This window comes from Ramlibacter monticola, from assembly GCF_016722785.1.
In the GTDB taxonomy this organism is placed as follows: domain Bacteria; phylum Pseudomonadota; class Gammaproteobacteria; order Burkholderiales; family Burkholderiaceae_C; genus Ramlibacter; species Ramlibacter monticola.
Genome location: NZ_JAEQNE010000008.1, coordinates 151,184 through 164,823, shown reverse-complemented (window position 1 = coordinate 164,823; position 13,640 = coordinate 151,184). Strand labels below are relative to the sequence as shown.

General features: G+C 70.3%; 12 protein-coding genes. 7 read left to right on the top strand and 5 right to left on the bottom strand.

The genetic code is table 11. The annotated features are described in order from the left end of the window. Positions 1–82: 82 nt before the first annotated feature. The 3 genes from JJ685_RS25175 to argH all read right to left on the bottom strand — a co-directional run bounded on the left by JJ685_RS25175 (position 83) and on the right by argH (position 3,340). A complete protein-coding gene (locus tag JJ685_RS25175) occupies positions 83–832 on the bottom strand; it encodes a fimbria/pilus periplasmic chaperone (protein WP_201677123.1) in 750 nt (249 codons plus the stop codon). Positions 833–907: 75 nt separating this feature from the next. Beyond that, a complete protein-coding gene (locus JJ685_RS25170; protein WP_201677122.1) occupies positions 908–1,441 on the bottom strand; it encodes a fimbrial protein in 534 nt (177 codons plus the stop codon). A 504-nt stretch (positions 1,442–1,945) separates the two neighbouring features. Beyond that, positions 1,946–3,340, bottom strand: coding sequence for an argininosuccinate lyase (gene argH / locus JJ685_RS25165; RefSeq protein WP_201677121.1), 1,395 nt, complete (start codon positions 3,338–3,340; stop codon positions 1,946–1,948). Positions 3,341–3,445: 105 nt separating this feature from the next. Here argH and JJ685_RS25160 point away from each other — a divergent pair, with 105 nt between their 5' ends. The 3 genes from JJ685_RS25160 to JJ685_RS25150 all read left to right on the top strand — a co-directional run bounded on the left by JJ685_RS25160 (position 3,446) and on the right by JJ685_RS25150 (position 6,553). Continuing rightward, the gene (locus JJ685_RS25160) at positions 3,446–4,489 is read left to right on the top strand and encodes a sensor histidine kinase (RefSeq protein WP_201677120.1); all 1,044 of its coding nucleotides are present in this window, start codon (positions 3,446–3,448) and stop codon (positions 4,487–4,489) included. Positions 4,490–4,566: 77 nt separating this feature from the next. After that, the gene (locus tag JJ685_RS25155; RefSeq protein WP_201677119.1) at positions 4,567–5,301 is read left to right on the top strand and encodes a LytR/AlgR family response regulator transcription factor; all 735 of its coding nucleotides are present in this window, start codon (positions 4,567–4,569) and stop codon (positions 5,299–5,301) included. A 40-nt stretch (positions 5,302–5,341) separates the two neighbouring features. Next, positions 5,342–6,553 (top strand): AI-2E family transporter, encoded by a 1,212-nt coding sequence (locus JJ685_RS25150; protein ID WP_201677118.1) that lies wholly within the window; start codon positions 5,342–5,344, stop codon positions 6,551–6,553. 7 nt (positions 6,554–6,560) lie between these two features. Here JJ685_RS25150 and ppc read toward each other — a convergent pair whose 3' ends face one another. Next, the gene (gene ppc / locus JJ685_RS25145; RefSeq protein WP_236599262.1) at positions 6,561–9,359 is read right to left on the bottom strand and encodes a phosphoenolpyruvate carboxylase; all 2,799 of its coding nucleotides are present in this window, start codon (positions 9,357–9,359) and stop codon (positions 6,561–6,563) included. 74 nt (positions 9,360–9,433) lie between these two features. On the opposite strand from ppc, the gene hemC reads away from it, so the two are divergent. From hemC to JJ685_RS25125, 4 genes are read left to right on the top strand one after another with little or no spacing between them, the layout of a single operon-like run. Continuing rightward, positions 9,434–10,336 (top strand): hydroxymethylbilane synthase, encoded by a 903-nt coding sequence (gene hemC, locus JJ685_RS25140; RefSeq protein ID WP_201677116.1) that lies wholly within the window; start codon positions 9,434–9,436, stop codon positions 10,334–10,336. 7 nt (positions 10,337–10,343) lie between these two features. Further along, the gene (locus JJ685_RS25135) at positions 10,344–11,099 is read left to right on the top strand and encodes a uroporphyrinogen-III synthase (protein WP_201677115.1); all 756 of its coding nucleotides are present in this window, start codon (positions 10,344–10,346) and stop codon (positions 11,097–11,099) included. Further along, complete coding sequence (locus JJ685_RS25130) at positions 11,096–12,175, top strand: uroporphyrinogen-III C-methyltransferase (protein ID WP_201677114.1); 1,080 nt, start codon at positions 11,096–11,098, stop codon at positions 12,173–12,175. Before JJ685_RS25135 ends, JJ685_RS25130 begins: the two co-directional genes overlap by 4 nt. A gap of 6 nt (positions 12,176–12,181) precedes the next feature. Beyond that, positions 12,182–13,435, top strand: coding sequence for a heme biosynthesis protein HemY (locus tag JJ685_RS25125; protein ID WP_201677113.1), 1,254 nt, complete (start codon positions 12,182–12,184; stop codon positions 13,433–13,435). Positions 13,436–13,444: 9 nt separating this feature from the next. Here JJ685_RS25125 and JJ685_RS25120 read toward each other — a convergent pair whose 3' ends face one another. Then, positions 13,445–13,600 (bottom strand): hypothetical protein, encoded by a 156-nt coding sequence (locus JJ685_RS25120; RefSeq protein WP_201677112.1) that lies wholly within the window; start codon positions 13,598–13,600, stop codon positions 13,445–13,447. Positions 13,601–13,640: the final 40 nt, after the last annotated feature.

Below are 13,640 nucleotides of genomic sequence, written 5' to 3'. Positions count from 1 at the left end.
GAGCGGAGCTGGCCGGCCCAGGGGAAGAGCGGTCCTCGTCAGGAAAATGCCGCGGGTCACGCGGTCAGAGAGCCCAAGAAGATCAATGCAGCAGGGACTCTCCGGTGATGGCGCCGCCATAGTCGTTGATGGCTTGGTAGCGCAGTTTCAAGGCGCCCGCCGGCGTTTCGCGAGAGAGGGGAAACTTCTTGGTCTCGCCCGGGCCGACCATGCCGCCCTGGTCGAGCTTCGCCGACGCTCCCGGCCCTGCCACCTCCAGCGAGGCGAAGGAGACGAAATAGGGCGTGGGATTCCGCGCTTCGAGCGAGGTCTGCCCGCCCTCGCGGCGTAGGCGCCATTCGATCTGCGCGGGCGCTTCCTGGGCCGAACCGGTTAATCCGGCAGGGCGGAAGAAGAGCTTGATACGCGTGCGGAACGCCAGTTGCAGCTTGTTCGTTTCGCCTTGGCTCTGCTCCTTGGCCTTGGGCGGAACTTCGAGCACATTGAGCCAGAAGACCGACTCGCGGTCCTGCGGCAGGGGCTCGCCGGTATAGAAGATGCGTAGCGTCTGGGCCTTGGCCGGGTCGATGCGCGCCACCGGGGGCGTCACCGTGAAGGGTACCGAAATCGTCGCGGGCGACGCGGAGGGGTCTCCCTTGTCCAGCCACACCTGGGTGAGTGCGGGCAGTTGCCCCTCGTTGCTCAGCTTGACGGTGAGTTCGCGCTCCTTGGCGTTGTAGATCACGCGGGTTCCCGCGATCACCACCGAAGCCTGCGCATGTAGGACCGCGGCCAGCCCGAAACCGAGCAGGGCGAGGGCCCTTCCATATCGAATGAGTCGCGCGCCATTCATGTTAGCTCCCCGGGTTCAGTGGGAGGGCCGGCCCAAGAGCGCGGCCCAGCACACTGCCTATCTGTAGCCTGCTGCTTACTCGTAAATGAGGGTGTAGGTGGCGGTGGCAGTAACTTGGCCGGCGCCGGCAGCGGCGCCATTGGCGTAGTACTGGGCGTTGTAAGTCAGAGTCGCATTACCGCTGCTCGGGTTCGCATAGTCGTAGCTCTGCGCGTTGTCGTTAACGTTGATCTGGTTGGTCCCATCCGTCTTTAGCAGTTGAATCTGCACGTTGGCGGCGCCGTTTGTGGCGCTGTTGTTGAGACGACCGTTCGTTACGGAGACACCTTCGAAGAAGGCGTGCACCTTGGTCGCGAATGTCGGGCAGTTGGTCAGTTGCAGGACAAACGGCGTCTTGCCAGCAATAGCGCCGGCGGTACTCAACTGGGTTTTGTTCACCTGCGGAAGCGTGACGGTGAAATCCGCAGCAGTGCCGCCGCCGTTGATCGTGCAGGTTGTGTCCAGGACGATGCCTTTGAAGGTGATCGTGCCATCAGGAGCGGCAAAGGATTGCTGCGCGACCAGGGCGAGGCCGGTCAGGACCAGAGCGGAGAAGAGTTTTGCTTTCATGAGAGAGTCCGGTTGAAATGAAAATGCTGAGAAAACGGAGCCGAGACATCCAGCTCAAGCTGCAGCAACGGCGCCGTACGAGACGGCGCCAGTTGCCTCCATGCCCGCCAATGCAGGCTCGGCGAAATAGTAACTAGATGTGAGAAAAGTAAGGCAAGCGCAGTCAGCTTCCACCAAGAAGCCGAATCGGCCCGGCGAGCCGCGCGCAGACCGGCCCCCAGCAGGGGCTCAGCCCTTGGCCCCTTCAGCCCGCTTTGACGCCTGAATCTTTGGCCGGCCCGACCCAGAAGCGATTCTTTTCCTGCAGGAAGTCAGCGACCTCCGCCGGCGAGGCGGAGGCCGGGACGTCGGCCCCTCGCGCGCCAGCCCTGCTTTTTGAGAGCTCTTGAAGAGCTACCGCACGACCCCCGGCGGCGCCCTGGGGGCGAAGTCGGGCGCCAGCCTGTGCCGGCGCCTGGCTTCATGGCGACCAATTGGACCGGCTGGCCGCGGGCTGGTCGCCCTTCAGCCAGCCAGCCGCTGCTTGTGCCGCGCGATCTGCGCCCGCACCTGCGCCGGCGCGGTGCCGCCCAATGTGTTTCGCGCATTCAACGATCCGCGCAGCGACAGCGCGTCGTACACATCCTTCCCGATCGCCGGATGGAACTGCTGCAGCACCGCCAGCGGCAGCTCCGACAGATCGCAGTTGTGGGACAGCGCCGCCTTCACCGCATGCGCCACCGTCTCGTGGGCGTCGCGGAACGGCAGGCCCTTCTTCACCAGGTAGTCGGCGAGGTCGGTGGCCGTCGCGTAGCCCTTGAGCGCCGCCTGCTCCATGGCCTGTGGCTGCACGGTGATGCCGTCGATCATTTCGGCGAAGATGCGCAGCGTGTCCTTCAGCGTGTCGACGGTGTCGAACAGCGGCTCCTTGTCTTCCTGGTTGTCCTTGTTGTAGGCCAGCGGCTGCCCCTTCATCAGCGTGATCAGGCCCATCAGGTGGCCGACCACGCGCCCGGTCTTGCCCCGTGCCAGTTCCGGCACGTCCGGGTTCTTCTTCTGCGGCATGATCGACGAGCCGGTGGTGAAGCGGTCGGCGATGCGGATGAAGCCGAAGTTCTGCGACATCCAGAGGATCAGTTCCTCCGAGAAGCGGCTCACGTGCACCATCACCAGCGAGGCGGCCGCCGCGAACTCGATGGCGAAGTCGCGGTCGCTCACCGCGTCCAGCGAGTTCTGGCAGACGCCTTCCATGCCCAGCTCCCGCGCGACGGACTCTCGATCGAGCGGGTAGGTGGTGCCGGCCAGCGCCGCCGCCCCGAGCGGCAGGCGGTTGACGCGCCGGCGCACGTCCAGCATGCGCTCGTGGTCGCGCGCGAACATTTCCACGTAGGCGAGCATGTGGTGCCCGAAGCTCACCGGCTGCGCGACCTGCAGGTGCGTGAACCCGGGCAGCACCACGTCGACGTTCTTCTCCGCGATCCCGACCAGGGCCTTCTGCAGTCCCACCAGCAGGTCCGCGATCAGGTCGATTTCGCCCCGCAGCCACAGGCGCACGTCGGTCGCGACCTGGTCGTTGCGGCTTCGCCCGGTGTGCAGGCGCTTGCCGGCGTCGCCCACCAGCTGCGTCAGGCGCGCCTCGATATTGAGGTGCACGTCCTCCAGATCGAGCTTCCACTCGAAGGCGCCGGAGGCGATTTCGTTGCGGATCTGCTCCATCCCGCGGCGGATGTCGGCAAGGTCCGTTGCGGAAATGACACCCTGTTTCGCCAGCATCGCCGCGTGCGCCAGGGAGCCCGCGATATCGGCCTGCCACAGTCGCTTGTCGAAAAAGACACTGGCGGTGTAGCGTTTGACGAGGTCGCTCATGGGCTCGCTGAACAGGGCGGACCATGCCTCGGATTTCTGATCGAGTTGGCTCATAGGGGATGCACGTAAGCGCTTGCAGATGGGCAGGGGAGGCCGCTTCACCAATAATGCTGACCGAAGGAGGTCACTGCGCCGCGCTCCCGCGCGGCCTCGTTGGTGATGGACGACTCAAAGCTATTATCCGCGTTCCAGGAACTGTCCCGGGAGCCGGCCAAGGCCGCCGCCCCCCGGCACAAGGCGATCTTCGATGCCTGCCACATGGGCGTGGTCCTGCGCGCCGTGCTGTTCGTGGAGGCGGTCATGGGCGTGGGCGCCATGTTCGGCGCCGATTCGCTCGCCCAGTGGGTGCAGCGGCTCGCCATCCTCAGCGCCGCGGCCCTGCCCGGGGCGCTGGGCTGGCTGGTGGTCACCTGCAGTTGCAAGTGGATGCTGGCGCGGCTGCCCGATGGGGGGCAGCAGGCGTTCGGGGTGGCCCTGGGCACCGTCTGCGGCCTCTATGGCTGCGGGATCCTGGCGCTGGCCGCCCCCGCCGCCGGACCGATGCCCTGGGTGGCCTCCGGTTTCACCGGCGCCCTGCTGTCGAGCGTGATGGTCGTCGCCCTGGTGCTGCGCGCCAAGAGCCGGCTGCCCGCCGAAACCACGGCGCGGCTGGCGGAACTGCAGGCCCGCATCCGGCCGCATTTCCTTTTCAACAGCCTGAACAGCGCGATCGCCCTGGTGCGGGAAGACCCCGCCAAGGCCGAAACCCTGCTGGAGGACCTCAGCGAGTTGTTCCGCCATGCCCTCGTGAGCAAAGGGGATTCCGCCACCCTGGCGGAGGAAGTCCGGGTTGCCCGGCATTACCTCGCGATCGAACAGGTGCGTTTCGGCGAGCGCCTGCGGGTGGAGTGGTCCATCGACCCGCGCGCGGGCAGCGCGCGCGTGCCTGCATTGTTTTTGCAGCCGTTGGTGGAGAATGCGGTCAAGCACGGCGTGGACCCGAGTCCCACCGGGGCGGACGTCAAGGTCACGACCCAGCGTCGCGGCAGCACGGTGGTGATCCGGGTGACCAACACGGTGCCGGCGGGGCAGGGGCGTCGCGGGCACGGTGTGGCACAGGAGAACGTGCGCGACCGGCTGCGGCTGCTGCACGACGTGCAGGCGCAGTTCCAGACAGCCCTCATCGACGGGCTGTACCAGGTGCGGATGGAGGTCCCGGCATGAACGCCCGCCGGGCCGCGTCAGAGGGCGAGCAACCGGCCGGCGCGCGCGCGCGTGCCGGCCATTGACGGAGGACTGCAATGGCCTTGAAGATGCTGCTGGTCGATGACGAGCCGCTGGCGCGTTCGCGCCTGCGTACGCTGCTCGCGGAGAGCAAGGCTCCCGTAGCGGAAGCCACGGCGGAAGCGGCCAACGCCGCCCAGGCGATGGAACACCTGCGGCGCCAGCAGTTCGACGGCGTGCTGCTCGACATCCACATGCCCGGCGCCGACGGCCTGGCGCTGGCGCAGGTGCTGCGCACCCTGCCGGACGCCCCCGCGGTGGTCTTCGTGACGGCTTATGCGGAACACGCCGTGACGGCCTTCGAGCTGGAGGCGGTGGATTACCTGACCAAGCCGGTCCGGCTGGAGCGCCTGGAGACCGCGCTGGGCCGGGTCGAGAAGGCCCGCCTGGGCCGCGGCGCGCCCGAGCCGGAGCAGGAGGTCCTGGTGATCCAGGACCGCGGCCGTACCGAACGGGTGCCGGTCGCCGAAGTCCTCTATTTCAAGGCCGAACTCAAATACATCACCGTGCGGACGGCCACGCGCAGCTATATTCTGGACGGGTCGCTCAGCGACCTCGAGGAAAGGCACGGCACGCAGTTCCTGCGCGTCCACCGCAATGCGCTGGTCTCGCGGCGCGCCGTGCGGGCCCTCGAAAAGCATTACGATGCCGAGGAAGGCGAAGGCTGGGCCGTGCGGCTGAACGGAGTGGACGAATCCCTGTCGGTGTCGCGGCGCCAGCTCAGCGCCGTCCGGGAGGCGCTCGCCAGCTAGGACATCGAGGAGACCGGGGGCTCGGGAAGTAGATCCTGCTTTGAGTAGTTCCGAACCCTCCAGGGACGCGCCGCCCACCGATCCGACCGAGACCGAGGACTTCCCCCGCACGCCGGTGGACCCGAAAGGGCCGCCGCACGTGCTGCTGCACCTGCCTGTCGGCGGCGCGCGCAGCGTCGGCGTCGCCGTGCTGGTCGTCATCGCGGTGCTCGCCGTGCTGCGCTGGGCCAGCGGCTTCTTCATCCCGCTCATGGTGGGGCTGGTCTTCACCTATGCGCTGTCGCCCGTGGTGGACGGGCTGCAGCGGCTGCGCATCCCGCGCGCGGCGAGCGCCGCGGTGCTGATCCTCGCGATCCTGGGCGGCGCCGGCGCCGCCGTGTACTCGCTGTCCGACGACGCCAACGATCTGATCACCTCGCTGCCGGATGCCGCGCGCAAGCTGCGCGATTCGATCAACCGCAGCCCGAGGAAGACCGACACCGCGCTCGAAACCGTGCAGAAGGCCGCGGCGGAGTTGCAGAAGGCCGCCGAGGAAGCGGGCGGAAGCGGCGGCACCGCCCCGCCCACGCGCGGCGTGGCGCGCGTGGTGGTGGAGAAACCGCGCTTCGACCTGCGCGACTACCTGTGGACCGGCACGCTCGGGCTGGCCAGCCTGCTGGGGCAGCTGGTGATGGTCACCTTCCTCACCTACTTCCTGCTCGTTTCGGGCGACACCTTCCGGCGCAAGCTGGTGAAGATCGCGGGGCCGGGCATGGCGGAGAAGAAGCTCACCGTGCAGGCGCTGGACGAGATCAACGCGCAGGTGCAGCGCTACCTCGTGGTGCAGCTGATCGCGAGCGTGGGCGTGGGGGTTGCCACCGGGATCTGCTTCGCGCTGGTGGGGCTGAAGCACGCCGCGGTGTGGGGCATCGCCGCGGGCGTGCTGAACCTCGTGCCCTATGTCGGCAACGTCGCCGTCACCGGCGCGGCGGCCCTGGTCGCCTTCCTGCAATTCGGCGAACCCCGCATGGCCCTGTTCGTGGCCGGCGCCTCGCTCGTGATCAACACCATCGAGGGCTACCTGCTGGTGCCCTGGGCCACCAGCAGGGCCAGCAGCATGAACCCGGTCGCCGTGTTCGTCGGCGTGCTGGCGTGGGGCTGGCTGTGGGGTGTGTGGGGGCTGCTGCTGGGAATCCCGATCCTGATGGCGGTGAAGGCGGTGTGCGACCGGGTGGATCACCTCAAGGGGGTGGGGGAGCTGCTCGGGACCTGAAGGCCCTTCAGCCCGTGTTCCGCAAGCCCGCCGCGATCCCGTTGATCGCGATGTGGATGCCCCGCCGCTCGCGCTCGTCCGCGCTGCCGGCGCGCCAGCGCCGCACCAGCTCCACCTGCAGGTGGTGCAGCGGGTCGATGTAGGGAAAGCGGTGCCGGATCGAGCGCGCCAGCGCCGCATTGCTTGCCAGCCGCTGTTTCTCCCCGGTGATCATCGCCAGCGCCTCCACCGTGCGCTGCCATTCCGCCTCGATCGCGCCGAAGATGCGGCGCCGCAGGCGCCCGTCCGGCACCAGCTCGGAGTAGCGCGAACCCAGCGCGAGGTCGCTCTTGGCCAGCACCATGTCCATGTTGGACAGCAGCGCCTTGAAGAAGGGCCACTGGCGGTACATGCGCTGCAGCAGCGCGGCCTGCTCCTTGCGGTCGCCGGCCGCGAGGAAGGCGGCGACCGCGCTGCCGAAACCGAACCAGCCGTTCAGCGTGAGCCGGCACTGGCCCCAGCTGAAGCTCCAGGGGATGGCCCGCAGGTCCTCGATGCGCTGCGAGGGCTTGCGCGAGGCCGGCCGCGAGCCGATGTTCAGTTCGGCGATCTCGCGGATCGGCGTGGCGCTGAAGAAGTAGTCCACGAAGCCCGGCGTCTCGTACACCAGCCCGCGATAGGCCTTCATGCTCGCCTGCGACAGCGCCTCGGCCGCCTGCAGGAAGGCCTTGGGCGCCGGCTTGGTGGGCTGCAGCAGCGTCGCCTCGAGCGTCGCCGCCACCAGCGTCTCCAGGTTGCGCCGGCCGATCTCGGGGTTGGCGTACTTGGAGGCGATCACCTCGCCCTGTTCGGTCAGGCGGATCTGGCCGCGCACGGTGCCGGGCGGCTGCGCCAGGATCGCCTGGTAGCTCGGTCCGCCGCCGCGGCCCACGGTGCCGCCCCGCCCGTGGAACAGGCGCAGCTGGATGTCGTGCGAGTTCGCGAGCTGGTCGAACAGTTCCACCAGCGCGATCTCGGCGCGGTACAGCTCCCAGTTGCTGGTGAAGATCCCGCCGTCCTTGTTGCTGTCGCTGTAGCCCAGCATGATGTCCTGCTCGGCGCCCGAGCGCTGCACCAGCTTCGCCACGCCCGGCAGGCCGTAGAAGGCGCGCATGATCGGCATCGCGTTGCGCAGGTCCTCGATCGTCTCGAACAGCGGCACCACGATCAGGTCCGCGGTGGCGGAGTCGTCGAGCGTGCCTTGCAGCAGGCCCACTTCCTTCTGCAGCAGCATCACCTCCAGGAGGTCGCTGACCGCCTCGGTGTGGCTGATGATGTAGTGGCGGATCGCCTGCGGTCCGAACTGCCGGCGCAGCCGCAGCGCGGCCTCGAAGATGGCGAGCTCCCGGCGCGTGTGCTCGCTGTAGGCGTGCCCCAGCACGCGCAGGGGCCGGGCGTCGGCCAGCAGGTGCAGCAGCACCTCGCGCCTGCCTTCCTCGTCCAGCTTGCGGTAGTCCGTCCCGATGCGGGCCGCCGCCAGCAGTTCGGCCACGACTTCCTCGTGCTGGTCGGAGCTCTGGCGCAGGTCCACCGTGGCCAGGTGGAAGCCGAACACCTCCACCGCGCGGATCAGGGGCTTCAGGCGCTGCTGCACCAGCGCGGAGGCGTGGTGCGCCAGCAGCGAGTCGCGCACGGTGCGCAGGTCCGCGAGCAACTCCTCGGCGGCCGCATAGGGCTGCTGCGGCGCCAGCACGTGGCGCGCCGCATCGCCGCCGGTGAAGTCGCGCAGCGTCGCGGCCAGCCGGGCGTACATCCAGTTGATCGCGCGCCGGTAAGGCTCGTCGTGCCGGTGCTCGCCGCGGTCGGGCGAGCTGTCCGCCAGCGCCTGCATGGCGGGCGTGACCTGCACCAGCAGCGCCGACATGGAGAACTCGCTCCCCAGCCAGAACAGTTCGGTGAGGTAGTGGCGCAGGGCCACCTCGCACTGGCGGCGCAGCGCGTACTCCAGCGTGTCCGCGGTCACGTTGGGGTTGCCGTCGCGGTCGCCGCCGATCCACTGGCCCATGCGCAGGAAGTTGCCCACCGGGTGGTGGCCCAGTTCGTCCTCCAGCTGCGCGTACAGCTTGGGGATCTCGCGCAGGAAGGTGGCTTCGTAGTAGCTGAGGGAGGTCTCGATCTCGTCGGCCACCGTGAGCTTGGTGAAGCGCAGCAGGCGCGTCTGCCACAGCTGCAGCACCCGCGCGCGCATCTGCGCTTCGTTGGCGGCGAGCTCGCGCGGGGCCAGCGCGTCGCGGGGCAGGGTGCGGGCGCGGATCTCGTCGCGCTCGGTGAGCAGCCTCGCGAGGTCGCGCTCGGCGTCGAGGATGCTCTTGCGCTGCACCTCGGTGGGGTGCGCCGTGAGCACCGGCGAGAGGTAGCTGTGGGCCAGCGTCTGCGACACGGCGCGGGGATGGATGCCGGCCCAGCGCAGCCGCGCCAGGGCGACCTCGATGCTGCCCTCCTGCGTGTCGCCGGCGCGTTCGTGCACCTGGCGCCGGCGGATGTGGTGGCGGTCCTCCGCCAGGTTGGCCAGGTGGCTGAAATAGGTGAAGGCGCGAATCACGCTCACCGCCTGCTGGCCCGAGAGGGACTTCAGCAGCGACTTCAGCTCGCGGTCGGCGGCCTCGTCCTGGTGGCGGCGGAAGGACACGGACAGCTTGCGGATGCGCTCCACCAGCTCGAAGGTCTCGACGCCTTCCTGCTCGCGGATCACGTCCCCGAGGATCCGGCCCAGCAACCGGATGTCCTCCACCAGCGGGCGTTCGTTTTCCTTGGCGCGCCGGACGGGCGGCTGCTCGGTGGACGGCATCGGGGCCTCTCGTTTTTGGGAACGCGGGGATGCTAGCATCGACCTTCCCCCATCCTTGACAAGCAGGTTACGAAGTGACCCAGTTCACCATTGCCACGCGTGAAAGCCGGCTCGCCCTCTGGCAGGCCGAACACGTGAAGTCGCTGCTGGAACAGCGGGGCTTCCGCATTGCGTTGCTGGGCATGACCACCAAGGGCGACCAGATCCTCGACCGCTCGCTTTCCAAGGTGGGCGGCAAGGGCCTGTTCGTGAAGGAACTGGAAGTGGCGCTGGAGGAAGGCCGGGCCGACCTCGCCGTGCACTCGCTCAAGGACGTGCCGATGGACCTGCCGGCGGGCTTCTCGCTCGCCTGCGTGATGGAGCGCGAGGATCCGCGCGACGCCTTCGTCTCCAACAACTACGACAAGCTTTCCGAGCTGCCGCAGGGCGCGGTGGTGGGCACCTCGAGCCTGCGCCGCGTGGTGCTGCTGCGCGCGCTGCGGCCGGACCTGAAGATCGAGCCGCTGCGCGGCAACCTCGACACCCGCCTGCGCAAGCTCGACGACAGCCAGTACGACGCGATCGTGCTCGCGAGCGCGGGCCTCAAGCGCCTGGGCCTGGGCTCGCGGATCCGCGACACCTTCGACACCGAGGCCATGCTCCCGGCCGCGGGGCAGGGCGCGCTGGGCATCGAGACGCGCGCGGAGCGTCCCGACGTCGCCGCGGCGCTGGCCCCGCTTGCGCACCAGACCACCTGGCTTTGCGTGGCGGCTGAACGCGCCGTGAGCCGCGCCATGGGCGGCAGCTGCTCGATGCCGCTGGCGGCGCACGCCACGCTCGAAGGCGAATACCTGCAGCTGCGTGCCGCCTGGGGCGACCCGGACCAGGCCGGCCGGCTGGTGACGGCCCGCGCCGCCGAAATCGTGGCCGACCTGGACGAAGCCGCCCGGCTCGGCGAGGAAGTGGCGGCGAAGCTGCGCGCCGGCGGCGCCCACTGAGGCCCCCATGGCCCTGGTGCTGACCCGGCCGCGGCAGGAGGGCGAGCGCTGGGCCGAACGCCTGCGCGCGCGGGGCCACGCGAGCCTGCTGCTGCCGCTGATCGAGATCGGCCCTCCGAAAGACCTGGCGCCGCTGCGCGCCGCGGCCGCGGACCTGGGGCGCTATGCCGCCGCGATGTTCGTCAGCCCCAATGCGGTGCAGGGGCTGTTCGCGCTCGCACCCCGCTTCGAGGGCCCGCGCGCCTGGGCGCCCGGTCTCGGCACGCGCGATGCGTTGCGGGCCGCCGGCGTGCCGCCCGGGCGCATCGACACCCCGGCCGAAGACGCCGGGCAGTTCGATTCGGAAAGCCTCTGGCAGCAGGTCGGCGGCCAGCTCCATGCCGGCGACCGCCTGCTGCTGGTGCGCGGCGGCGACAGCGAAGGCCGCAGCCAGGGCCGCGACTGGCTGGCGCAGCAACTGGCCGCGCGGGGCGTCGCGGTGGACACCGTCGTGGCCTACGTCCGCCAGCTCCCCGCCTGGGGCGAGGCGGAGCGCGACAGCGCCCGGCGTGCGGCCGAGGACGGCTCGCTGTGGCTGTTCAGCAGCTCGGAAGCCGCCGGCAACCTGCGCGCGCTGCTGCCCGGGCAGTCCTGGACCGGGGTGCGGGCGCTCGCCACCCACCCGCGCATCGCGCAAGCCGTCCGCGCGCTCGGCTTCGGCGCCGTGCACGAGTCGCGTCCCGCGTACGACGACGTGCTTGCGTCGATAGAATCCCTCGGATGAGTTCGTTGCCTCCCGCGCCTCCTCCGGAGCTGCCGCCCGTGCTGCCGGCGGCGGCCCCGGTCCCGGCACACCAGCCGCCGCCGGAGGTGCGCGCGGCGCCCTGGTCGCGCGCCGCGCTGCTGGCGCTGATCCTGCTCGCCGCGGCGGGGCTGTTGTCCAGCGTCATGCTGTGGCAGCGCCTCTCCGCCATCCAGGAGCAGCTGGCGCGCCAGAGCGCGGACACGGGCGCCAACGCGATCGAGGCGCGCGCGCTCGCGCGGCAGGCGCAGGACGTCGCGCGCGACACCGCCGCCCGCCAGGTCGTCATGGAGTCGCGCCTGTCCGAGGTCGCCCTGCAGCGCACGCAGCTCGAGGAGCTGATGCAGAGCCTTTCGCGCTCGCGCGACGAGAACCTGCTGGTCGACATCGAATCCGCGCTGCGCCTCGCGCAGCAGCAGACGCAGCTCACGGGCAGCCCCGAGCCGCTGCTGGCGGCGCTGGGCACGGCGGACCAGCGCCTCGCGCGCGCCGCGCAGCCGCGGCTGGCGCGCCTGCGCGCCTCGATCGCGCGCGACATCCAGCGCATCAAATCGGCCGCCGTGACCGACGTGCCGGGCCTGCTGGCGCGCGTCGACGACATCGTGCGCCAGGTGGACGAGCTGCCGGTCGCCAACGCCGTGCCGGCCCGCGCCTTGAACGAGTCGCCCCGCCGCGATGCCGCGCCTTCCGCCGGCTCGTGGTGGGTGCGCTGGCGCGACGCCGTGCTGGAAGACGCCCGCGCGCTCGTGCGCGTGAGCCGCATCGACCAGCCCGAGGCGGTGCTGCTGGCGCCCGAGCAGGCCTTCTTCCTGCGCGAGAACCTCAAGCTGAAGCTGCTGAACGTGCGCCTGTCGCTGCTTTCGCGCCAGACCGATGCGGCGCGGGCCGACGTGCTCGCGGCGACCTCCGCGCTGAACAAGTACTTCGATCCGGCCTCGCGCCGCACGCAGGCCGTCGCGACCCAGATGCAGCAGGTGCAGGCGCAGCTGCGCTCGGCGGAGCTGCCGCGCGTCGACGAGACCCTGGCCGCCATCGCGACGGCCGCCGCGGGGAAGTAGGCCGCCATGCGCGCCGCTCTCTGGCTCCTGGTGCTGTTCGGCGTCGCCGTCGCGGGCGCGCTGTTCGCCGGCAACAACCAGGGCTCCGTCACCCTGTTCTGGCCGCCGTACCGCATCGACCTGTCGCTGAACCTCGTCGTGCTGCTGCTGGTGGGCGCCTTCTTCGTCGTGCACGCCGCCATGCGCGCGCTGTCGGCGCTGTTCGACCTGCCGCGCCAGGCGCTGCGCTGGCGCACGCAGCAGAAGGAGCGCGCGATGCACGCGGCGCTGCTCGACGCGATCTCGCACCTGCTGGCCGGCCGCTTCATCCGGGCGCGCAAGTCGGCCGAGGCGGTGCTGGAGCAGGAGACTTCGCTGACGGCCTCGGGCCAGAAGCCCGCCAACGCGGCGCAGCTGCGCGCCATCGCGCACCTGCTCGCGGCCGAATCGGCGCAGGCCCTGCAGGACCGCGCGGCGCGCGAGGATCATTTCAAGCGCGCACTGGAACAGGCGTCGGCGCGGGATGCGCAGGAAACGCGCGACGGCGCCCTGCTGCGCGCCGCGCGCTGGGCGCTGGAGGACCGCGACCCGGGCGCCGCGATGAAGCTGCTGCTGGGGCTGCCGCAGGGGGCCGGGCGCCGCACGCTGGCGCTGCGCACGCGCCTGCGGGCCTCGCGCCAGGCCGGCCAGCCGCTGGAGGCGCTGGAGACGGCGCGGCTGCTGGCCAAGCACCACGCCTTCTCGGAGGTGGCCGCCCAGAGCATCCTGCGCGGCCTGGCGATCGACCTGCTCAATGGCTCCTACGACGTCGCGCAGCTGCAGCGCGCCTGGGCCGACCTGGAGCCGTCCGAGCGACTGATGCCCGAAGTGGCGATCCATGCCGCGCAGCGCCTCACCACGCTGCGGGGCGAGGCGCGGCTGGCGCGCGAATGGCTGCTGCCGGCCTGGGAGTCGCAGAGCGAGCTGGGCGACAACCTGCGGGTGAAGCTGGTGTGCGCGCTGGAAGAGGGCCTGGATTCGCTGGACGGCGCATGGCTGGCGCGCATCGAGGCGGCGCAGAAGGCGCACCCGCGCGACGCGACGCTGCAGTACCTGGCCGGCATGGCGTGCATGAAGCGCCAGCTCTGGGGCAAGGCGCAGCAGCTGCTGACGCAGGCGGCGCTGGGCCTGCAGGACCCGGGGCTGCACCGCAATGCGTGGCGCGCCCTGGCCGCCCTCGCCGAGCAGCGCGAGGACGCGTCGGCAGCGGCCCTGGCGTGGAAACGCGCCGCCGGCGAGTGAGCCGGCGCCTCAGGCCGGCGCGCTGACCAGGTAGGCCGCCACGGGGCACGGGGGCGGCTGCGCCACCGGCCGCGCCGCCGCCGCTTCCTGGAAGGCGGCCACGGCGCGCACCAGTCCCCGCGCGCGGCTGAGCAGCGTGTCAGCGGCGGCGGCCATCTCGTCCACCAGCGCTGCTGCGTGGTCTGGCCTATCTCAAATTCCGTGG